20 protein-coding genes are annotated in these 21,629 nt (G+C 37.9%); 8 read left to right on the forward strand and 12 right to left on the reverse strand.

Going from position 1 to position 21,629, the window contains the following annotated elements; genetic code table 11:
- Window positions 1–195: 195 nt before the first annotated feature.
- The 6 genes from trpA to JCM15579_RS11535 form a co-directional block, all read right to left on the reverse strand.
- Entirely contained in the window at window positions 196–945 is a 750-nt protein-coding gene (trpA, locus tag JCM15579_RS11510) for a tryptophan synthase subunit alpha (protein ID WP_054720233.1), read from the reverse strand.
- Between the two features lie 142 nt (window positions 946–1,087).
- On the reverse strand, window positions 1,088–2,899 hold the full coding sequence (locus JCM15579_RS11515) for a bifunctional phosphoribosylanthranilate isomerase/tryptophan synthase subunit beta (protein WP_083464653.1): 1,812 nt from the start codon (window positions 2,897–2,899) through the stop codon (window positions 1,088–1,090).
- A 54-nt stretch (window positions 2,900–2,953) separates the two neighbouring features.
- Window positions 2,954–3,748, reverse strand: coding sequence for an indole-3-glycerol phosphate synthase TrpC (trpC, locus tag JCM15579_RS11520; protein ID WP_054720236.1), 795 nt, complete (start codon window positions 3,746–3,748; stop codon window positions 2,954–2,956).
- 3 nt (window positions 3,749–3,751) lie between these two features.
- Window positions 3,752–4,738, reverse strand: a complete 987-nt coding sequence (gene trpD / locus JCM15579_RS11525; protein WP_054720237.1) for an anthranilate phosphoribosyltransferase — start codon at window positions 4,736–4,738, stop codon at window positions 3,752–3,754.
- Between the two features lie 63 nt (window positions 4,739–4,801).
- On the reverse strand, window positions 4,802–5,371 hold the full coding sequence (locus tag JCM15579_RS11530) for an anthranilate synthase component II (RefSeq protein ID WP_054720239.1): 570 nt from the start codon (window positions 5,369–5,371) through the stop codon (window positions 4,802–4,804).
- 3 nt (window positions 5,372–5,374) lie between these two features.
- A complete protein-coding gene (locus tag JCM15579_RS11535) occupies window positions 5,375–6,775 on the reverse strand; it encodes an anthranilate synthase component I family protein (protein ID WP_054720241.1) in 1,401 nt (466 codons plus the stop codon).
- Window positions 6,776–7,719: 944 nt separating this feature from the next.
- On the opposite strand from JCM15579_RS11535, the gene JCM15579_RS11540 reads away from it, so the two are divergent.
- From JCM15579_RS11540 to JCM15579_RS11575, 8 genes are all read left to right on the forward strand, one after another.
- Window positions 7,720–8,883: a pyridoxal phosphate-dependent aminotransferase gene (locus tag JCM15579_RS11540; RefSeq protein WP_054720243.1), complete on the forward strand. Its 1,164-nt coding sequence runs from the start codon at window positions 7,720–7,722 to the stop codon at window positions 8,881–8,883.
- Between the two features lie 3 nt (window positions 8,884–8,886).
- On the forward strand, window positions 8,887–9,783 hold the full coding sequence (locus JCM15579_RS11545) for a prephenate dehydrogenase (protein ID WP_054720245.1): 897 nt from the start codon (window positions 8,887–8,889) through the stop codon (window positions 9,781–9,783).
- Between the two features lie 69 nt (window positions 9,784–9,852).
- Window positions 9,853–10,941, forward strand: coding sequence for a bifunctional 3-deoxy-7-phosphoheptulonate synthase/chorismate mutase type II (locus JCM15579_RS11550; RefSeq protein WP_054720246.1), 1,089 nt, complete (start codon window positions 9,853–9,855; stop codon window positions 10,939–10,941).
- 82 nt (window positions 10,942–11,023) lie between these two features.
- The gene (gene aroB / locus JCM15579_RS11555; protein WP_054720248.1) at window positions 11,024–12,067 is read left to right on the forward strand and encodes a 3-dehydroquinate synthase; all 1,044 of its coding nucleotides are present in this window, start codon (window positions 11,024–11,026) and stop codon (window positions 12,065–12,067) included.
- A 10-nt stretch (window positions 12,068–12,077) separates the two neighbouring features.
- Window positions 12,078–13,355, forward strand: a complete 1,278-nt coding sequence (gene aroA, locus JCM15579_RS11560; protein ID WP_054720250.1) for a 3-phosphoshikimate 1-carboxyvinyltransferase — start codon at window positions 12,078–12,080, stop codon at window positions 13,353–13,355.
- 12 nt (window positions 13,356–13,367) lie between these two features.
- On the forward strand, window positions 13,368–13,799 hold the full coding sequence (locus JCM15579_RS11565; RefSeq protein ID WP_054720252.1) for a 2-thiouracil desulfurase family protein: 432 nt from the start codon (window positions 13,368–13,370) through the stop codon (window positions 13,797–13,799).
- A 15-nt stretch (window positions 13,800–13,814) separates the two neighbouring features.
- Window positions 13,815–14,363, forward strand: coding sequence for a GNAT family N-acetyltransferase (locus JCM15579_RS11570; protein ID WP_054720253.1), 549 nt, complete (start codon window positions 13,815–13,817; stop codon window positions 14,361–14,363).
- A 28-nt stretch (window positions 14,364–14,391) separates the two neighbouring features.
- Window positions 14,392–15,372: a chorismate synthase gene (locus JCM15579_RS11575; protein WP_054720255.1), complete on the forward strand. Its 981-nt coding sequence runs from the start codon at window positions 14,392–14,394 to the stop codon at window positions 15,370–15,372.
- A gap of 233 nt (window positions 15,373–15,605) precedes the next feature.
- Here the strand turns inward: JCM15579_RS11575 and JCM15579_RS11580 are convergent, their stop codons facing one another.
- From JCM15579_RS11580 to JCM15579_RS11600, 6 genes are read right to left on the reverse strand one after another with little or no spacing between them, the layout of a single operon-like run.
- Window positions 15,606–16,061, reverse strand: a complete 456-nt coding sequence (locus JCM15579_RS11580) for an ATP synthase subunit C-like protein (RefSeq protein ID WP_054720257.1) — start codon at window positions 16,059–16,061, stop codon at window positions 15,606–15,608.
- A 52-nt stretch (window positions 16,062–16,113) separates the two neighbouring features.
- Window positions 16,114–17,910: a V-type ATP synthase subunit I gene (locus JCM15579_RS11585; RefSeq protein ID WP_054720259.1), complete on the reverse strand. Its 1,797-nt coding sequence runs from the start codon at window positions 17,908–17,910 to the stop codon at window positions 16,114–16,116.
- Entirely contained in the window at window positions 17,907–18,509 is a 603-nt protein-coding gene (locus JCM15579_RS11590) for a V-type ATP synthase subunit D (protein ID WP_054720262.1), read from the reverse strand. Before JCM15579_RS11590 ends, JCM15579_RS11585 begins: the two co-directional genes overlap by 4 nt.
- On the reverse strand, window positions 18,499–19,305 hold the full coding sequence (locus tag JCM15579_RS21465; protein ID WP_245625880.1) for a V-type ATP synthase subunit B: 807 nt from the start codon (window positions 19,303–19,305) through the stop codon (window positions 18,499–18,501). Before JCM15579_RS21465 ends, JCM15579_RS11590 begins: the two co-directional genes overlap by 11 nt.
- Window positions 19,296–19,826, reverse strand: coding sequence for a hypothetical protein (locus JCM15579_RS21470; RefSeq protein WP_245625881.1), 531 nt, complete (start codon window positions 19,824–19,826; stop codon window positions 19,296–19,298). The genes JCM15579_RS21465 and JCM15579_RS21470 overlap by 10 nt, the downstream gene beginning before the upstream one ends.
- A gap of 35 nt (window positions 19,827–19,861) precedes the next feature.
- Window positions 19,862–21,622, reverse strand: a complete 1,761-nt coding sequence (locus JCM15579_RS11600; RefSeq protein WP_054720264.1) for a V-type ATP synthase subunit A — start codon at window positions 21,620–21,622, stop codon at window positions 19,862–19,864.
- Window positions 21,623–21,629: the final 7 nt, after the last annotated feature.

Genomic DNA, 21,629 nt, shown 5'->3' on the forward strand with positions numbered 1-21,629 from the left:
TCTATTCTATCGAATTCCCCTTTAATTTTGGTGTTACGAATTGGAACTTACTCTAAAAAAATACCGCACGAGAAAACACGTGCGGTAATTCATAAAATGGTTGATAGTTAGAGTCAAGGGATTGCCTTGGCTTTATTTTTAAATGCTATTTGAAACTTCCATCAGGCTGTAGAAAACGCTGACGGGAGTTATTCTTTATTGTAAGGATTCCAGAAATTCTGCAGCATTTCCTTTTTCCAATGCCTTAATAAATGCAGTTCCAATTATGGCACCATTTGAAAAGCTGGCTGCATGTTGGAAACTAGTTTTGTCGTGTATTCCGAAGCCGATTAATGATGGAATATCAAGACCTGCAATTTTCTTGAAGTAAGCCTCACGCTCTTTGCTGGCTTGCAATGCCCCACCCGTTGTGGCAGCTGTAGAAACCATATATAAAAATCCACTGGCAGCTTTCTCGATAATGGTCAAACGCTTATCGGTAGTTTGCGGTGTTACCAACAAGACATTGTGCACACCTGCTGCCTCGAATTTTTCTTTGTATTCTTCCTGGTACTCCTCCAAAGGCAAATCAGGTAAGATCACCCCATCAATTCCTACATTTTGGCATTCTGTGAGAAAAGCATCTACCCCAAATTTGTAAACGGTATTCCAGTAGCCCATTAATATCAAAGGTATTGTAATGCTTTTTCGTACATCTTTTAGCTGATTAAACAAAAGCTGCAAGCTCATGCCATTGTCCAAAGCCTGTTTGGCTGCGGATTGAATTACTGGTCCATCTGCCAAAGGATCAGAAAAAGGGATGCCAATTTCTACCAAGTCGACACCTTTATCTTGCAATAGTTGTAAGGTTGGAAGCGTATCTTCCAGTTTAGGATATCCCGCAGGAAAGTAGATTGATAAGATATCCTTTTGTTTATTTTGAAATAATTGATCGATTCTGTTCATAATTTCATTTGTTAGAGACGCACTGCCGTGCGTCTGTACATTTTTCCGAGTTAAACGGCCGTGCGTCTGTACATTTTGTAGAGATGCATAGCAATGTGTCTGTACTTAACGGTATTGAGTCCGTACAAAATTCAATTCGTTATTAAGCAAAGTGTTTCATGTAGGTTTCCATATCCTTATCGCCACGTCCTGATAGGTTGACCACCACTACATCATCTTTCTTGAACTGCATTTTTTCCAGAATAGCCAATGCATGTGATGATTCAAGTGCCGGAATAATGCCTTCTGATTCTGCCAGCACTTTTGCCGCATTCAGTGCCTCTTCATCAGTAGCCGACAGGAATTGCGCTCTTCCCGAAACAGCCAAATGAGCATGCAATGGCCCAACTCCAGGGTAATCCAAACCTGCCGAAATGGAATAAGGTTCGGTAATTTGTCCGTCCTCATCCTGCATTAGCATGGTTTTACTTCCGTGGATAAAACCGATATCACCAATGGTAATGGTTGCTGCAGTTTCTCCACTGTCAACTCCCAATCCAGAGGCTTCAACTGCTACCAGATTCACATCTTTCTCATTCAGGTAATGATAAAATGCACCAGCAGCATTACTTCCTCCACCAACACATGCAATTACATAGTTCGGATTTGGATTTCCTGTTTCTTTTGCCAACTGCTCACGAATTTCTTCTGAAATAATCGATTGTAAGCGGGTTACCAAATCAGGATAAGGATGTGGGCCAACGACCGATCCAATCAAGTAAAATGATTCCGGGTTTGCAATCCAATCACGAATCGCTTCATTGGTGGCATCTTTCAGGGTTTGATTTCCAGAGATTGCAGGAACTACCTTCGCACCCAACATTTTCATACGAGCTACATTTGGTGCTTGTCGTTTAACATCTAATGCTCCCATATACACCACACACTCCAAACCAAACAAAGCACAAACCGTAGCAGTTGCTACACCATGCTGACCTGCTCCTGTTTCGGCAATAATTCTCTTCTTGCCCATATACTTGGCCAATAGAATTTGCCCAATGGTATTGTTGATTTTATGAGCTCCCGTATGGGTTAAATCCTCACGTTTCAGGTAGATATTGGTTCCATATCTCTTCGATAGATTCCCCGCTTTGGTCAATGGTGTTGGACGACCTACGTAGTTATCCAATAAACGAGCATAATCTTTCTTGAATTGCTCTGAAGCCAATATTTTTAGGTAATTCTCTTGCAGTTCATCAACATTCTTACGAAGTAATTCAGGAATATAAGCCCCACCGAACTCTCCATAGTAACCTCTTTCGTCCACTGCATATTTATCTTTGTTCATTGTATTCAATTCTAATTTGTTTAGGAAGATCTCTAATTGATTTGCATTTTTCTTCGCTGGTTGTAATTCAAATCCTGAGTTCAGATCTAGAGCATAAAACTTATCATGTGACAATTGCTTAATCTGTTCTGCATCTTGAGCTCCGATACCACCGCTCAGGAAAAATGGGATCGATCCTTTGTAGTTTTCCAATAGCTTCCAGTTAAATTTTCTGCCGCTACCACCGTAGTTTTCAGTTTTGGTATCGAATAGGAAAAAATCACAAATATTTTCATATTCTTCCAAGCTCTCAAATTGAAAGTTGTCATTCATCTGAAAGGCTTTAATCACCTCAAAACCTGCTTCTTTTACTTTTTGGCAGTATTCTGCTGATTCGCCACCATGCAACTGCATGGCATTCAACTTGTATTTCTCTCCTGTTGCCAATAAAACATCCAATTCTTCATTTACAAAAACCCCAACTTTACGTGTATTTTTGGGAAATAGAGCTGGAATCTCAGTATCGAACTCATCTCCTACATATCTTGGTGATTTTGGATAGAAAATAAATCCCGCGTAGTCAATTGGCAACTGTAACAACTCCTTGATGTTCTTGCTATATTTTAATCCACAAACTTTGATTTTCATTGTTTTGGGTTTTGAAAGGTCTCACTTAATTAATGGACACGACATGTCGTGTCCCTACGATATTTCTTTAATGAATTCGTTACATGCGTCTCCTGGGGATTCTTGTTTCATAAAATACTCTCCCATCAGGAATGCCTGAAATCCTTTATCTCTCATTTCTTTCACGATACCTGAACTGCTTAAACCACTTTCAGCCACGCGAATCATATCTTCAGGTAACTTACTGGCCAGTTGAATCGATTTATCGGTATCAACCGAAAAAGTCTTTAGGTTTCGGTTATTAATGCCCACCAAATCCACAAACTTGTTTACATGTTCAAGTTCCGATTCATCGTGCAGTTCAAGAAGTACTTCCATACCCAATTCCTTTGCCAGAAATGCAAAATCTTTGCATCGTTGTGGCGCTAGAATTGCTGCAATCAGCAGAATTACATCAGCTCCCATGGCTTTTGATTGGTATATCTGGTAAGGGTCGACAATGAATTCTTTGCGCAGAAGTGGAATTTGCAATGTTTTCCTTGCTTTATCAAAATCTTCAGCCTTTGCCCCAAAAAAGCTCTCATCTGTCAAGACCGAAACCATTGATGCACCTGCTTGCTGGTACTTTCCAACCACCTCGTCCGGAGTAGCATTGCCGTTAATCACACCTTTAGAAGGAGATTGACGTTTGAATTCTGCAATCACACCAGAAGCACCTGTTTTTGTGATCGACTCCTTGGCAGAATAACACTTTCTCTTGAAATTCTCCTCACTCATCACCTGGTAAATAGGCTGCTTCATCTTCTGAATTGCAACTTCAGACAACTTCTTTTGAACGATTTGATCTAATATATTTGCTTTTGCACTCATCCTCTAGTTCGTTAATTTCTTCAACACCTCATATGCTTTCCCAGATTCTAAAGACTCAACCGCTCTTGCAATTGCATCACCCCTGCTAATTTCAGGATGCAAACAGTGAATCGCCAAACCTGCATTTCTGGTCACCACAGCATTTTGCGCATCAGTTCCTTCTCCTTTTAGGATATCAGTAAATATCTTAGCTGCCTGCGCTACACTTTCTCCACCGTACAATTCGCTTGGATCTAGTTTTCTATACCCCAATTCTTCAGGTTCCAACAATTCTTCCATGCCATTTCCAATCAGTTTTACCTTATCGGTTAATGAAACCTCATCGTAACCATCAACACCATGAATAATGGTATATTTTGAATCGGTTTGCTGCAGCAAATACTGATACAATCGTGCCAATTCCAAATCAAACACGCCAACAATCTGATGTTTTGGTCTCGAAGGATTCACTAAAGGACCCAGCATGTTAAAGAAAGTTCGCACTCCCAAGTTACGACGAATTGGAGCAATATTCTTCATGGCAGGATTGAATAATGGCGCATGTAAAAAGCAGATTCCAGCTTTGTCCAAATCTCTTTTCAGATCTTCTTCCTTGCTTTTAAACTGGTAACCCAATTCTTCCATCACATTTGAAGAACCACTTAATGAAGAAACACCATAATTCCCATGTTTGGTAACCATTTCTCCTGCCCCAGCTACAACAAATGATGCTAAGGTTGATATATTAAAGGTATTTTTTCCATCGCCTCCTGTTCCGCACAAATCAACTCCATTGTATTCCGATAAATCGACAGGAATTCCAAGTTCCAATAATGCCTCACGAAAACCTGTCAACTCTTCTACCGTAATACTACGCATCATGAAAACCGTTAGAAAAGAAGTAATCTGGAATTCATTGAATTCCCCTTTGGTAATTTGTATCAGAACCTCCTTGGCTTCCTCTTGTTTCAGGCTTTTGTGTTCGAATAGGTGCTGTAATATATTTTTCATTTTATTTCTTGATCTTTGATTTTTACTATTGAGATATTTTAATTGGCTTTTGGCTTTTGGGTTTTAAGCTTTCAACCAATTCTCAATCATCTTCATTCCTTCAGGAGTTAAAACTGATTCAGGATGAAATTGAACACCTTCTACATCATACACTTTGTGGCGAATTCCCATAATTGCACCTTCCGAATCACGACAAGTAATTTCAAGGCAATCAGGCAAATCCTGCTCCACTACATTCCATGAGTGATATCTTGCTGCCTTAAATTCCTGGTCAATTCCTTTTAAAACTCCTTGATCGGATTCAGTTCTAAAAATAGAAGTCGCCACACCATGATATACCTTATTCAAATTCTCGATGCTACCACCAAAAACCTCTGCAATGGCCTGCTCTCCCAAACAAACACCCAAGATTGATTTTGTAGCTGCATATTCTTTAATCAAGTCTTTTAGAATTCCAGCCTCATCAGGAATTCCAGGGCCAGGCGACAGTAAAATCTTATCGTATTTGGCTACATCTTTCAGTTCTATTTCTTTGTTTCTGTAAACATCAATATCATTAGCTCCCAGCTTTCGAAGATATTCAACCAAATTATAGGTGAACGAATCGTAATTATCTAATACTAAAATTTTCATCGTTTAAATATTTTGTGCCAATTCCATTGCTTTACGCAAAGCTGCCAGCTTGTTACTTACCTCGTTTAATTCACTCTCTTCACTCGATTTTTCTACCACTCCTGCTCCTGCCTGATAATACAATCTGTTGTTCTTACTCAGGAAACTACGAATCATAATGGCTTGGTTTACTTCACCATTAAAGCCTAAAGCTCCAATACAACCACCATAAAAACCACGTGCAGTTGGTTCATATTCATCAATCAATTGCATGGCTCTGTATTTTGGTGCTCCCGATAAAGTTCCTGCAGGAAAAGTATCTCCCATCAACTGGAATGGATTGTAATCATCAGGCAATTCTCCTGACACTTTCGACACCAGATGAATCACATGCGAGAAGTATTGTACCTCGCGGAAGGTTTCTACTTTTATATTTTGTGCATCACGACTCAAATCGTTTCTTGCCAAATCCACTAACATCACATGCTCGCTCTGCTCTTTTTCATCCTTTAGCAATTCCTCGGCTAATGCTGCATCTTTTACAGAATCACCCGTACGCTTGAAAGTTCCTGCAATTGGATGAATGTATGCTTTCTTATTCTTGATTTCGATCTGAGCTTCCGGTGAAGAGCCCATAATTCTGTACGATCCATAATCGAAATAGAATAAATAAGGCGATGGATTAATTGATCGTAGAGCACGATACAAGTTAAAATCATCACCCTTATAATCATGTGAAAATTGTCTTGACAAAACTATCTGAAAAACATCTCCTCTTCTGCAATGATGTTTGCCTTTGCTTACCATATCCATATAGGTCTGGTCATCCATATTGGATTGCTCTTGTCCTTCCAGTGAAAAAGTAAAGGCTGGCAAAGTTCTGTTTCTCAACAAATCAGAAACTTCACGAATTCTGGATTCATTTCCATTCTCCACCAACTCAATTATCTTCAAGGTATTGTTGAAGTGGTTTACCTCAATGATAAAGCGATAAAGTGAATAGCGCATTTGTGGAATTCCTGACTGTTTTTTGTTTGTATTAAACTCTAAATCCTCGAAGAAAGGAACTGCATCATAGGCTGTATATCCAAATAAGGCATTGGCCTTGGTCACATTCTCTTTATCTTCCAAATCGAATTGATTTACAAATGCTTTCAATCGATCCGAAACAAATCTCTTGCCTTTTCCTCTTGCATCAATATGTTGCTTGTTTCCAAAAACTTCCTCAATCAAATCACCATCCTTTAACTGAATACTGGCAATTGGCTCCAAGGCTATAAATGAACTTGCATTTTCAGGACTGTGATAATCCGAACTCTCCAATAGAATCGCACCAGGGAATCGATCTCGAAGTTTTAGGTACATACTCACTGGTGTAATCACATCGGCAAGCATCTCTTTTTTCAGGTATTTAAATTTTATCATGACTAATAGTTATTTTCCAAGTTTGGTACAAAAAAAACGGCCTACTGAGTTTCAGTAGGCCGCTTGCTTTATCTTTTCTTTCGTCTGATTTTAGCACATAGGGAGGACACTTCCGCTCATGGTATTTGAGAGATTACAGTTGTGCCACCACCAATATTTGCTATTCAATCCGAACATTTTTTTCGTTTTTTGTCTTTACAAATCTAAAGAATTATTTTTTCAAATTCCAAATACAATTTTTCAATACCTCTTAATTTTTCATCCCTTAAATGCTATGTATCCCTTATAAACATTACACTTCAAAGCGATTGTATATTTTTTATTAATTTTTAAAATCCAGATTTTACACTAAGATTATTTCAGACACACCCCTTTGTAAAGGGGTAGTATTAAAAAAAGCGATTGCTTTCAAAATTCACCCCCATAATCTAATGATATTAACAGAAAATTTAATTTTCTTAAAAAAAGCTCTGAAAAACCTGATTTTACTGGCAAAAGAGGGATCTAATTTTACCTACTCAAACGTTAACATTTCATTAAGTAAAGCAATTTAAATTTGCAAGTAAAAAATTAATTCATACATTTGACACAGAATTAACGCACAAAACAGCGATGAAAACAGTATCTACATACATTTCTAACTTTTATTATTTCTGGTTTTACTTTTATCCAATAAGATAAGGGCGAGAATTGATGTGTAGTAATACGAAGAATATAAATCAAAGGTCTTGCCCAACAGGTAAGACCTTTTTTTATGAATAAATTGAAGCATGAGTAACAGAGCATTTACATACCGATTTTACTTTTATTATTTCTGGTTTAACACAAATCGGGCGGGATGCCTTATACATTAACTCAAGTAAAAAGTATAAACGATCCTGCCTGAAAAGAGCAGGATTTTTTTTTGAACAAAACCAAAACCACAATTTTTAACAAACATAGAAATGATTCAACCAGCTAACAGAACCCAGGTAATTAAGGAGTACTACTTCTCAGTAAAACTGAAGGAGATTGCTCGCATGAACGAGGGTGAAGTAAAAGTTCTAAACCTTGGGATTGGAGATCCGGACATAACTCCTTCCGAAGACACATGGAACTCTCTTAAGGAAGCATGTATACATCCAAAAAGTCATGGATATCAGAGTTATCAAGGAATTCCTGCCTTGCGCCAAGGATTTTCAAACTGGTACAAAACCTATTTTGATGTGGATATCAATCCTGATAATGAAGTTCTTCCGCTAATGGGATCAAAGGAAGGCATCATGATAACTTCTTTGGCTTACTTAAATGAAGGTGACGAAGTTTTAATTCCAGATCCATCCTATCCTACTTACAGGTCGGTAACCAATTTACTGGGAGGTAAAATCATTTCTTATCCGCTTTGCGAAGATCAAAATTGGCAGCCTGATCTTGATGAACTGGAAAAAGGAGATTTATCAAAGGTGAAAATCATGTGGATCAATTATCCACACATGCCAACAGGAGCAAGAGCAAGCAAAGATTTGTTGAAGAAGATTGTTACATTTGGCAGAAAGCACAAAATATTGATTGTGAATGATAATCCTTACAGCTTTATCCTGAATGATCAGCCAATGAGCATTATGAACATTGAAGGTGCAAAAGATTGTTGTCTGGAGTTGAATTCATTAAGTAAATCGCACAATATGCCAGGCTGGAGAGTTGGAATGATCTGCGGAAGCAAAGAACTTCTAGAACCGGTTTTAAAAGTAAAAACCAATATGGATTCAGGAATGTTCTATCCGGTACAACAAGCTGCCATTAAAGCACTAAGTCATGATAAAAGCTGGTATGAATCAATTAACCAGGTATACAGAACCAGAAGAGAATTGGTTTTTTCATTAATGAAGCTAATCAATTGTACGCCAAGCCAGGATCAAAGTGGAATGTTTGTTTGGGCATCTATTCCTGATCAATACAAGGATTGTTACGAATTAAGTGATGAGATTTTAAAACAGGCTAAAGTATTTATTACTCCAGGAGGAATTTTTGGAGAACAGGGAAAAAGATACATCAGAATTTCTTTATGCAGCAGCGAATCTGTAATCAATGAAGCAATTCAACGTATCGAAAAATCAAGAAAAAACTAAAAAATGATAGTTTCAGTTATAGGATTAGGATTAATTGGTGGCTCTATTGCTTTGGATTTAAAGCAAAGAGGATTTGCTGACAAGGTGATTGGGGTGGACAATAATCCTATGCATGCACATCAAGCCAAAAAGTTGGGTATTGCAGATGAAATACAGGATTTAAGAACTGCGGTTGAATCATCTCATCTGGTAATTCTTGCCATTCCGGTAAGTGCATGTCTTAAATCTCTTCCGCAAATAATGGACATGGTAGATCAGCAGATTGTAACCGATTTAGGATCGACCAAAGAACAATTGATAGAATCCATAACAAATCATCCAAAGAGAAAGCAATATGTTCCTGCACACCCAATGGCAGGTACCGAATTCTCTGGTCCACAAGCTGCACACTCAGGATTGTTCGATGGCAAATGCTCTATTATTTGTAATCCTGAAGATTCGAACAAAGAAGCGGTTAACATGATTAGCGACATGTTTCACACATTACAAATGCGATGTGTTTACATGGATGCAGAGGTACACGACAGACAAACTGCCTATGTTTCTCACCTTTCACATATCAGTGCATTCGCCTTGTCGCTAACTGTTTTGCAAAAAGAGAAAAAAGACAAACACATTTTTGAATTGGCAAGTGGTGGTTTCGACTCTACTGTTCGATTGGCAAAAAGTTCGGCTGCAATGTGGACTCCAATTTTTCATCAGAACAAAAAGAACATTGGAAAGGTTCTTCAAAAATACATTGATACTCTGCAGGAATTTAAAGACAGAATTGAAAACGATGATTTAGGTGGAGTTGATGATTTAATAAACGAAGCCAATGACATTCGCAGAGTTTTAGATAAAAAAGAAAGAACTGAAGCAGAAACCATCAAGAACGCAAAAAGAATAAGAAGAGCCTGAAAAGGAATAAGTATAAAGAAATAAACCAAATTTTTAATCACTCGGAAAAAGAGTAAATATCAAAATCGCATGAGCAAAAAAATTGAAATAGCAGAACTAAGTAGTTGGCCAATCGAAAATATAGACAGACCATTAATTATTGGTGGTCCTTGTAGTGCTGAAACAGAAGAACAAGTGTTGGAAACAGCAAGAGGAATCAAAGCCGCAGGAATTCCTATTTTCCGTGCAGGTATCTGGAAACCAAGAACCCGTCCAAACAGTTTCGAAGGAATTGGTGCACAAGGATTAATCTGGTTACAAAAGGTTAAAGCAGAAACAGGAATGTTAACTGCAACCGAAGTTGCCAACGCAAAACATGTTGAATTGGCTCTTGGTGCAGGTGTTGATATTCTTTGGATTGGCGCAAGAACCACTGTAAACCCTTTCGCAGTTCAGGAAATTGCTGATGCATTAAGAGGTAAAGATATTCCTGTGTTGGTAAAAAATCCAATTAATCCTGATTTGGAATTATGGATTGGTGCAATTGAAAGACTTAGTGCAGTAGGAATTACAAAATTGGCTGCAATTCACCGTGGATTCTCAACTTACCAAAAGTTAAAATACAGAAACGATCCTCAGTGGCAGATTCCAATTGAGATGAAAAGAAGATTGCCTAATTTACCTATGTTCTGTGATCCTAGCCACATTACTGGTGACAGAGCTTACCTGGAAGAAGTAACTCAAAAATCGATGGACTTGAACTACGAAGGTTTGATTATTGAATCGCACTGTAAACCTGAAGAAGCCTGGAGTGATGCAAAACAACAGCTAACTCCTAAGTCTCTTGAAGAACTTTTAGCTAACTTAGTACTTCGTGATCCTGAAGCAAACAACGAAGTAATCAATAATACATTGGGTGAGTTGAGACACCTGATTGATGATTTCGATCAGAAACTTTTGGAATTACTTGAAAACAGAATGCAGGTAGCCAAAACAATCGGACATTACAAAAAAGAGAATAATATTACAGTATTACAGAATAAACGTTGGGGACAGATTCTTGAAAAGAGCCTTGAAAACGGTAAGAAAAAAGGATTCAGCGAACAATTCATTAATAATTTGTTCAAAGCAATTCACCAGGAATCTATCAACCAGCAGGAAGACATCATGAATTCGTAACTTGAGATAAAAGAATTTAGATATGAGAGTTAAGGTATTTAATTCTCATATCTATCCTCTAAAATCTAACATCTATTAAAAAATGAAAAGCATACACATCGAAAATCAGAACAGTACAATCTTAATTGGTGAATCCTATCTTAACATTAAAAAATACTTACCAGAGAAGAAGTGCTTTTTAATTTGCGATGAAAATATATACGCTCATTACAAAAGTTTTATCGATGATTTTGATCACATCATAATTGGCTGTGGCGAAGGGATTAAAACCTGGTCATCGGTAGAAAAGATTGTAGAAAAATTGCTTGAATCCGGAGCCGATAGAAACAGCTACCTATTGGGAATGGGTGGCGGATTGGTCTGTGATGTTACAGGCTTTGTTGCTTCTATCTTTATGCGAGGATTAGAGTTTGGATTCATCTCTACTTCCCTTTTATCGCAAGTAGATGCAAGTGTTGGCGGAAAAAACGGAATCAATTTTGGCAAGCTCAAAAATATGATTGGTGTTTTCAATCCTCCTCAGTTTGTAATTTGCGATCCGCAACTGCTAAAAACATTGCCTGAACGCGAAGTAAGAAGCGGTTTTGGAGAGGTGATTAAGCATGCTTTCATTAAGGATAAAGATCTTTTCGAGTTTTTGAAAGACAATAAGGATGCACTGTTGAAGTTGGAACCAGAACTAATGGAAGATTTGATTTACAGAGCAGTCTCTATCAAAACTGATGTTGTAAACAACGATCCATTTGAAAGAGGTGAGCGTAAAAAGTTGAATTTTGGTCACACCATTGGTCATGCTATCGAAAACAATTCTGATTTAACGCATGGCGAGGCCGTATCCGTAGGAATGGCTTTAGCCACAAAATTATCAGAAGAAATGTGTGGATTGAATACTGAAGAAAGCTCAGAAGTTCTTTCTCTTCTTAGAAAATTTGAGCTACCAGTAACTCATGAAGTTTCAGCGAAAACCATCAATGATTTTCTGATCAAAGACAAGAAAAAGAATCGCTCTTCTATTGACTTTATCTTATTAACAAAAATTGGAGAAGCTTGCATCAAGTCAATTCCAATTGAAGATTTAAAAAGCAAGGTCATTCAACTTTGCAAGGACCCAAAACCAATACAATAACCACAAAACAATGAGAGTTCGAATTCAAAATTCAAATGTAAAAGGGAGCATCACTCCTCCCAGTTCCAAAAGCATGATGCAAAGAGCATTAGCGGCAGCCGCTTTGGCAAAAGGTGAAACAATCATTCTAAATCCATGCAGATGCGATGATGCAGCAGCAGCAAGAGATATCATTCGAAAAATGGGTGCCGATGTTACGGATTTGGGACACAAAATCATTGTAAAAAGCAATGAAGTAAACGCTCCGAAATCAGTAATGGTAGGAGAATCAGGATTATCATTAAGAATGTTCTCCCCTATTTTGGCTTTAAATCCCGAACCAGTAAGCATTAATGGTCGTGGAAGTATTCTAAAACGTCCGGTTCACAATATTCTTGAAGGACTGGAAGCACTGGGCATAGAATGTAAAAATCCTGGCAAAGGATTACTTCCAATCCAGTTGGAAGGTGGATATAAAAATAATAAAGCTGTGATTAATGGTGCATTGGGTTCTCAGTTCTTAACGGGTCTTTTAATGGCATTGCCTTGCAGAAAAGAAGATACGATTCTGGAGGTAAGCAACCTCAAGAGCATTCCTTATATCAACATGACCATTGATTTGTTAAAGGATTTTGGGATTGAAATTAGTCATGAGAATTACAAGCGCTTTACCATCAAAGGAAATCAGCAATACAAAGCCATAGAATACACAGTGGAAGCCGATTGGAGTTCAGCGGCACCACTTCTGGTAGCCGGAGCATTGAAAGGTAAACTTACCCTTGAAAATTTGAATCCATATTCGTACCAGGCCGACATTGCCATTTTGGATGCTTTGAAAAAATGCGGAGCAAGTTTACATTGGAATGGCAATAGCCTGACGGTTGAAAAGAAAGGATTGAACGCCTTTGAATTTGATGCAACTCATTGTCCGGATCTTTTCCCTCCTTTGGTAGCTTTAGCCGTTCATTGTAATGGCGATACAAGAATTAAAGGGGTACACCGACTGGAGCACAAGGAAAGCAACAGAGGTATTGTACTTCAGAAAGAATTTGGAAAACTTGCTGTACCTATCAGAATTGAAGGCGATGAAATGGTAATCCCGGGAGGAAGATTAATTGGCGGCATTACAAACAGTAATAACGATCACAGGATTGCAATGGCTTTAGCTGTTGCCGGATTAAATTCCAAATATCCAGTCGAAATTGGTGATCATGATTGTGTTGCAAAGTCTTACCCTGATTTTTTCACGGATTTGAGAAAGATTGGTGGCGGCGTTGCCGAATTCTATTTCAAAAGTCAATTTGTATAAAAATCAATATCAATGATCATAGTTAGTTCCTGTTTGGCAGGAGTAAAATGCAGATACGATGGCAATGACAACCTGGTAGCTGAAATCAAAGAACTGGTTTTATCGGGAAAAGCCATTGCATTGTGTCCTGAAGAATTAGGAGGCTTGTCTACCCCACGAACTCCTTGCGAAATTGTGAAAGAGAACAATCAATTAAAGGTGATGACAAAAGATCGAGTTGATTGCACAGCACAATTCCTTCTGGGAGCTGAAAAGGTAGCCGAGATTGCAAAAATTCTGGATTGCAAACAAGCCATTTTAAAAGCCAATAGTCCATCTTGTGGATTTGGAATGATCTACGATGGCAGCTTTACGGGAAATAAAACCAAAGGAAATGGATTGACTGCCGAACTATTATCAAAGCAAGGAGTTCAAATCAAAAATGAAATGAATTTTAAAGAATAAAATAATACACTAACGATGAAAGTCGAGCCTTCTATACACACAAGCAAATCTGGCAAAGAAATTACACTTCGTGAGGCAAGTATTTCGGATGCTCATTCACTTAGAAATTGTATTCTTTCCTATATCAATGGAGTTACCATTCCTTTTACAAGAGAGGAATTTGATAAGTCGGATACAGAAATTGAAAACTGGATTAATGAGCTAAATTCTGCTCCAAACAGTTTATTGCTAATTGCGGAATATGAAGGTAAAATTATTGGCAATATTGATGTAACATCCAGCCGAAGAAGCATGCTTCAGCACACAGGATACATCGGCATGGGTGTTCATGAAGCTTGGCAAAACAATGGCGTTGGTTCTCTTCTGTTTCAGAAAATGATTGATAGCTACCAAAAGAATGATGATATAGAACTTTTATGGTTACAGGTATTTGGTACCAATCTATCGGGCTTACACATGTACCGCAAATTTGGTTTTGAAGAGAATGGCAGGCAAGAAAAATTCATAAAAACACATGATGGCGAATATATTGACAATGTTATCATGACAAAAACATTAATTTAGAGCACACATAGCATAAGAAGCATAGAACATGAACAATTTCGGAAGAATATTCAGATTAAGCATATTTGGTGAATCACATGGTAAAGGGGTTGGAATTACCATTGACGGTTGTCCGGCAGGAATTCCTCTTACAGAAGAAGATTTAATGCACGATTTAGGTCGCAGAAAATCTGGAGCAAGAGGAACAACACCACGTATAGAGAAGGATTTACCAGCCATTTTAAGTGGAACTTTTGAGGGGAAAACTACTGGAGCTCCATTAATCATCCTGTTTAGAAACAAGAATACCCAATCGAAGGATTACAGCAATTTATTGGATAGTCCACGTCCGGGACATGCCGATTTTGTGGCGCAGCATAAATTTGGAAAGAACAACGACTACACAGGAGGCGGTCACTTTTCGGGTAGAATTACCCTGGGAATTGTAGCTGCTGGTGTAGTAGCGAAAAAGATATTGGGAGATGTTAGCATTGATGCCAAACTTACCGAAATAGGTGGTAGAACCGATTTTGATGCTGCAATTGAGGAAGCTTTATTGGAACATGATTCCATTGGAGGAATTGTGGAGTGTAAAGCAAACCATCTTCCTATCGGATACGGAGAACCATTTTTCGATTCGGTTGAATCAATGATTTCCCATCTGATTTTTGCCATTCCAGCAACCAAGGGCATTGAGTTTGGTTCGGGTTTCGAAGCGGCTAAAATGAAAGGCTCCCAGCACAACGATAACTTTATCGATGAAACTGGAAAAACAGAAACCAATCACGCAGGTGGTATCAATGGTGGAATTACCAATGGCAATGAATTGGTTTTCCGTGTAGCCATCAAGCCAACCTCATCAATTGGGAAAACTCAGAACACCATGAACTTTGCCAAAGGAAAGGTAGAAGAACTGCTGATTGAAGGTCGCCACGATGCCTGTATTGCGCTTCGCATCCCAGTGATTATTGAAGCTGCTACTGCCATTGCATTGGCAGACTTAAAACTGATCGATCAAGCTAGAAGATAATACCGATACATAATTGTTGGTACAATAGGTCACTGCATGTTATATAAGACCTATGTTTCAATCAATGAAAAGAGATGCCTTTGGGTGTCTCTTTTTTTGTAGCCTTAGCATGAAATCAAGCAGTTTCTATAAAATTAAGGAGCCCGGATGATAGTCCGGGCTCACAACAGGCATATGCGCGTTAATTAAATGATCCAAAAATTAATGCCTGAATATTATTGTGTAAGACTTGATTACAATCCTGCACTGATAAGGAATGTTGCAGCAAATGCAATAATCGCATACAATTCCGGGAATACAGCCAATACCATTGTTTTACCAAAAATGTCATGTCCTGATCCGATTCCTGCAATACCATTAGAAGTAACACCACCTTGGTTTAAAGCTGAAAAGAATCCTACAAAGCCTAAAGTTAAACCCGCAGCTAAAATAGCAACCGCTTGAAGCATTGTCATGTCAGCGGAAATTACACCTGAACTATTAATGATAAAGAAACCAGCAAAACCGTACAAGCCTTGAGTACCTGGTAATGCACTTAAAAGCAGGAAACTACCAAAACCTTCCGGTTTTTTCTTCAATGCTCCAACCGTTGCATTTCCCCCTTTTGAAACACCAATTGCGCTTCCTACTCCTGAAAAAATAAGCATTATAGCTAATCCAACATACGCTAGAATAATTGCTGTAGTCATAATAAATCTCTCCTTTTTAAATATTAATTATTATTCGTTTTAATTTTGATTGTTACAGTTTATTTGAAAAGGGTTTATACCCTTCACCACCACCCTGAAATCCTGCATTCTTATAGAATTCTACAAATGTTAAACGCATTGGGTGAACAAATGATCCAAGCGAGGAAATCAGTATGTTTAAAGTATGGCCTATCAATAGGAAAATGACAAAGAACACAGGTCCTAAAATTTTAGACGATCCTAAAATTTGCATCGCAATATCATTAATCACAAAACCAAGAATCGCACTTGATAATCCTAATGCAAAAAGCCTGATATACGACAAAAGATCTCCAAAAACGCCTGTTACCGTTGAGTATACATCCCAAACTCCTTTTCCTATTCTTGAGAAAACATTTACTTCAGGATCACTAAAAAACAAGATAAAGAAGCCTCCTATCGATAAAATAGAATACAAGAGCACACTATTCTCAGATATGATGTCTGTACCTGTTAAAACTGCATAGGCAAGTCCTCCCAGAATAGTAATTAACCATCCAAAAGTTGCTAAAGAATAAACAAATCCATATTGTTTGATCTGATTCGCTGCTTTAATAAATAACCCGTAAATGATTTGTATTCCACCCAACCCGAGTGCCAGATTAAACATTTTATCAGGATTCAGAAATAATGATTTGTATTCTGCAATTAGCGGTATTTCTGTTTCGATTAAGTTGACTCCAAATAAGGTTCCTGAAATGGTTCCAAAAACTATGGTGGCAAGGCCTAATAACTGAATCAAAGACAAAAATGGCTTTACCTCTTTCTTGGCTTTGAACTTGTACAATCCTGCACCAATTACAAACAAAAGTCCATAACCTGCATCTCCCAGGCAAAACCCAAAAAACAACATAAAAAATGGTGCAAAGAATACAGTTAAATCCAATTCTGAATAGGATGGCAAAGAAAACATTGCACCTACCGGCTCAAATAATTTACTAAAGCGATTGTTCTTTAATAGTATTGGAACTTTATCCTTTAACCTTGCCTGATCTAAATAATGCAAGACCTTTGTTCTCTTTATAAATTCATCAACCTCGGTCTTGCATGTTTCCGGAACCCAACCTTCCAGCACCATTAATTTTTCTTCAAGCTCGAAAGATGTATTACTTACTACTTCATTGATTTTTAACAATTGAAGATTCTCCTGTTCACTCTTTTCAAGACGAGGAATAGAACTTGCTGCATAAGCATCAAAAGCTTCATTGATTTGATCAATTTTGCATTCCAATTCCTTAATGGTATTCTCTATTTCAGTCATCCCAAAACCAGGAATATTCACCTCTTCAGCATCAATTGTAATTTCCTCGACTCCTTCCTGCACAAGAATAAAGTAAACCTTACCATTGTTTTCAGAAATCATTTCTACCGGAAGATTACTTTGAAGTATCTCCTCGAACTTCTTCTTGGATCCGATGTAAAATCTGAGATAAATATCCTGCTCCTTAAGCTTTTGAATGCTCTCCATAGAAAACTCTCCCCATGGTTTTGCAATTTCAAGTTCTTTGTTTGCAGCATCCATTTCTTGTTGCAATGCAGCCAAATCCTTTTGTTTCTGCTTTACATCCTCAACAAGTTTAAGTACATCTTTATCATTGGAATCAACTCCTTGAGCTATTTCTCTTTTTTGCAGGAATTGAATCAAAGAATCAATATCAGATACGAATTGATGCTTAACATCGTCTTCTGCCTTTTTAATATTATCCTTTTCAACTACATGCAGTACTCCAAGCTCCTGCAGTTCCTTCAAGAAATCTTTGTATTCCTTGTGATAAATAAGGAATGAGTATTTTTGCATTGGAACAATCATGATTCAGCCTCCTGTTTTTGTTGACGATTCTTAACTATTTTCTGCGAAGATTTTGAAAGGTTTTCCTCATCCTCCAAAAATCGTTTTATCTTTCTGATTGCATCATTATAACCAGGAATTTGAACCTTTTCGTAAAGATTAACTTTCTGTGTAGTTTTTCTTCTGGCATAGTTCAGCAACTCCATTTTCCGATTATAAAACTCTCGCTCCAAGACAATTTCACCTAATTTCTTCAGGATACAGATTCCTTCGGCATACCACTTTGGGTTTTCAAACAAGCTGTAATCCTCGATATGAAAATCTACCTTCTCTAGAACAGGAGTTTTAACCCCAGCTATTTTTTTTGTACTTGTTTTGATATCTGCAATCGAAATCAAATTGGAATTGAACTCGTTCCAAATTCCTGGAGATATGGAGTAAGCGTCCATTTTATGCAACAGTTGCTCATCCAAATCTTTAACCTTTGCTTTTGCTCTTTTCACCTCAATACGCAAGGCTGTTTCCTTATTTTTTATCACAGGAAGAGCCTTCTCTCTCATTTTAAGTTGCTTATCAAGACCTTGGAGAGCTGTTTTATTGTATTGAAATTTAATTGCCATTTCTATTTCCGTATTTTTCTACCAACTCAGCTTTAATACCAATCTCCGAAACAGAAAAATGACTGTTTAAAAGATCCCATGCTGTATTGGTCATTTCGTCTATATCAATGTTAATATCTATAGCCAAGAGTTTCTCTGAATAATTCTTTGCAAACTTTATGGTTCTCTCATCATAATCCGTTAAATCAAAACCATTTTCCAACTTTGTTTTTGCATTAGCGGCATCGGCATATAAACGAATAGATGCATTCATTACCTGAGGATGATCTTCTCTTGTCTTTTTTCCAATAACAAGTTGCTTTAATCTTGACAAGCTTCGGAACGGATCAATGATTACCTTTCCAATATCCGTATCTCTTCTCAAGAACAATTGTCCTTCAGTAATATATCCCGTATTATCAGGAATTGCATGAGTAATATCACCGCCTGATAAGGTAGTTACTGCAATAATGGTAATGGAACCTCCCTCAGGAAATTGTACTGCTTTCTCGTACAATCTTGCCAAGTCACTATAAAGCGAACCAGGCATACTATCCTTGGATGGAATTTGGTCCATTCGGTTGGATACGATACTTAAAGCATCTGCATAAAGAGTCATATCCGTTAAAAGTACCAGTACATTCTTGTTTTCTTCAACTGCAAAATATTCAGCAGCAGTTAAGGCCATATCCGGCACCAACAAACGCTCTACAGGAGGATCATCAGTAGTATTTACAAAACTTGTGATTCGATCCAGTGCTCCTGCATTTTCAAAAACATTCTTGAAGAACAGGTAATCATCATTGGTTAGTCCCATACCTCCAAGTACAATCTTATCGCTTTGGCACGCAAAGCTACCATTGCCATAACTTGATTAAAAGGCTGATCAGGATCTGCAAAGAATGGAATCTTCTGTCCTGTTACTAACGTGTTATTCAAATCGATACCTGCAATTCCTGTAGCAATCAATTCTGAAGGTTGCTCTCTTCTAACCGGATTAACCGAAGGACCTCCAATTTCAATTTCTTTCCCATCAACTTCAGGGCCACCGTCTATTGGTTCTCCATATGCGTTAAAGAATCTTCCACTCAATTCCTCACCTACGGTTAATTTTGGTGCATGCCCTAAAAATATTACTTCTGCATCCGTTGAAATTCCTTCCGTTCCCGAAAAAATCTGTAGTGTGATTAAATCTCCTTCAATTTTAACTACCTGAGCCAACCGACCATCAACCGAAGCCATTTCCTCGTACCCAACACCTTCTGCGCGTAACGAACAAGTTGCTTTCGTAATGTGTTCAATTTTTGTGTGTATTTTTTGAAATGCTGTTGTTCCCATTTTCTTGTATTAATGTTACTTATTCACAACCTTAATTAGTTCATCATGATCTTCTCGCTGATGATTTCCTCAAGCTCTTTTTCGGATTTCTGAAATGATTCTGATTTAAATTCAGAGTAGTTCATCTGTTTGCAAACATTGATGATTCTCTTGAAGTATGGATTAACTTCTTCGAAGGTCTCAAAATTGAATTTTGCATGGTATACTCCAAGAACTTTCTTCATCATATACTGCTGCCTTTCTATTGAAGAAGAAGCATCAATCTTATCAAATGCATCTTGCTGTAGAATTACAAAATCGATAACTTCTGATTTCCAGAATTCCTCATGATAATCAACTGGCACACCATCATCACCAAGAATATTGATCTGCTCATAAGCTTCTCTCCCCTTAATCAAAATATTCTTAGCCTGAAGTATATTATCAACCCACTCAGGAGAAACATTTTCCTTTATAAAATCCTGTAATTCCGGGTATTCAATATATTTCGAATAACTGTCAACAGCATCAATTGCCGGATATCTTTTTCTATCTGCTCTCTCCTGAGATAGGGCATAAAAACATCTTGCTGCTTTTTTGGTTGATTCGGTCACAGGTTCTTTCAGGTTACCACCAGCAGGTGAAACCGTTCCTACAAATGTTACCGAACCCGAATTGCCATTATTTAAAAACACGAAACCGGCACGTGCATAAAAATTAGAGATGATAGCAGGCAAATCCATAGGGAATGCATCCGGACCAGGCAACTCTTCCATCCTGTTCGACATTTCACGTAAAGCCTGAGCCCAACGAGAAGTAGAGTCAGCAAGTAAAAGTATTTTTAAACCCATGGAACGATAATATTCTGCAATGGTCATTGCCGTATAAACCGAAGCTTCACGAGCAGCAACAGGCATATTCGAAGTATTTGCAATAATTGTGGTTCGCTCCATTAACTTTCTTCCGGTTCTTGGATCCTCTAATTCCGGGAATTCAGCAAAAATCTCAACCACCTCATTTGCACGTTCGCCACAAGCTGCAACAATAATCATATCAGCATCAGCTTGTTTCGAAAGGGCATGCTGCAATACAGTTTTTCCTGTTCCAAAAGGACCTGGAATAAAGCCTGTACCACCTTCTACAATTGGATTTAAACTATCGATTACACGAACTCCTGTTTCCATCAATTTGAAAGGACGCGGTTTTTCGCTATAAGATTTAATAGGCAGTTTCACAGGCCATTTCTGAACCATACAAACCGGAATCTCATTCCCATCTGCGTCTATCAATACCGCAATGGTATCATATATTTTATATTCCCCTTGCGCTACAATGCTTTTTACAGTGTAAGAGCCTTCAAACTTAAAGGGAACCATTATTTTATGCGGCATCCAGTTTTCCTTAACTTCACCCAACCATGAAGCAGCAACAACAGCATCGCCTTCTTTTGCAATAGGAGTAAACTCCCAAAGTTTATCATCATCCAAAGCAGCGGTGTAATCTCCCTTCTGAAGCATCACACCATCCATTTTATTCAAATCGTGCTGCAATCCATCATATATTTTAGATAGGATTCCCGGTCCTAGAGTCGCTTCCAGCATATGGCCGGTAAAAACCACTTCGGTTCCAGGTTTAAGTCCCCTGGTGCTTTCAAAAACCTGTATATATGTATTTTCCTTACTGATTCTAATGACCTCTGCCATTAGTTTTACCTCGTTTGTGTGGATATAGCAAATCTCATTTTGCGAAACTGGTCCATCAACCTTAACCGTCACAAGATTGGCAATAATTCCAACCACCTTTCCTTTTGTATTCATTGTAAGT

The organism is Marinifilum fragile JCM 15579, assembly GCF_001310955.1.
Lineage (GTDB): Bacteria > Bacteroidota > Bacteroidia > Bacteroidales > Marinifilaceae > Marinifilum > Marinifilum fragile.

Coding starts and splice junctions, on each gene's coding strand:
- trpA (WP_054720233.1), bottom strand. CDS start 945: ATGAACAGAATCGATCAATTATTTCAAAATAAACAAAAGGATATCTTA.
- JCM15579_RS11515 (WP_083464653.1), bottom strand. CDS start 2,899: ATGAAAATCAAAGTTTGTGGATTAAAATATAGCAAGAACATCAAGGAG.
- trpC (WP_054720236.1), bottom strand. CDS start 3,748: ATGAGTGCAAAAGCAAATATATTAGATCAAATCGTTCAAAAGAAGTTG.
- trpD (WP_054720237.1), bottom strand. CDS start 4,738: ATGAAAAATATATTACAGCACCTATTCGAACACAAAAGCCTGAAACAA.
- JCM15579_RS11530 (WP_054720239.1), bottom strand. CDS start 5,371: ATGAAAATTTTAGTATTAGATAATTACGATTCGTTCACCTATAATTTG.
- JCM15579_RS11535 (WP_054720241.1), bottom strand. CDS start 6,775: ATGATAAAATTTAAATACCTGAAAAAAGAGATGCTTGCCGATGTGATT.
- JCM15579_RS11540 (WP_054720243.1), top strand. CDS start 7,720: ATGATTCAACCAGCTAACAGAACCCAGGTAATTAAGGAGTACTACTTC.
- JCM15579_RS11545 (WP_054720245.1), top strand. CDS start 8,887: ATGATAGTTTCAGTTATAGGATTAGGATTAATTGGTGGCTCTATTGCT.
- JCM15579_RS11550 (WP_054720246.1), top strand. CDS start 9,853: ATGAGCAAAAAAATTGAAATAGCAGAACTAAGTAGTTGGCCAATCGAA.
- aroB (WP_054720248.1), top strand. CDS start 11,024: ATGAAAAGCATACACATCGAAAATCAGAACAGTACAATCTTAATTGGT.
- aroA (WP_054720250.1), top strand. CDS start 12,078: ATGAGAGTTCGAATTCAAAATTCAAATGTAAAAGGGAGCATCACTCCT.
- JCM15579_RS11565 (WP_054720252.1), top strand. CDS start 13,368: ATGATCATAGTTAGTTCCTGTTTGGCAGGAGTAAAATGCAGATACGAT.
- JCM15579_RS11570 (WP_054720253.1), top strand. CDS start 13,815: ATGAAAGTCGAGCCTTCTATACACACAAGCAAATCTGGCAAAGAAATT.
- JCM15579_RS11575 (WP_054720255.1), top strand. CDS start 14,392: ATGAACAATTTCGGAAGAATATTCAGATTAAGCATATTTGGTGAATCA.
- JCM15579_RS11580 (WP_054720257.1), bottom strand. CDS start 16,061: ATGACTACAGCAATTATTCTAGCGTATGTTGGATTAGCTATAATGCTT.
- JCM15579_RS11585 (WP_054720259.1), bottom strand. CDS start 17,910: ATGATTGTTCCAATGCAAAAATACTCATTCCTTATTTATCACAAGGAA.
- JCM15579_RS11590 (WP_054720262.1), bottom strand. CDS start 18,509: ATGGCAATTAAATTTCAATACAATAAAACAGCTCTCCAAGGTCTTGAT.
- JCM15579_RS21465 (WP_245625880.1), bottom strand. CDS start 19,305: ATGGGACTAACCAATGATGATTACCTGTTCTTCAAGAATGTTTTTGAA.
- JCM15579_RS21470 (WP_245625881.1), bottom strand. CDS start 19,826: ATGGGAACAACAGCATTTCAAAAAATACACACAAAAATTGAACACATT.
- JCM15579_RS11600 (WP_054720264.1), bottom strand. CDS start 21,622: ATGAATACAAAAGGAAAGGTGGTTGGAATTATTGCCAATCTTGTGACG.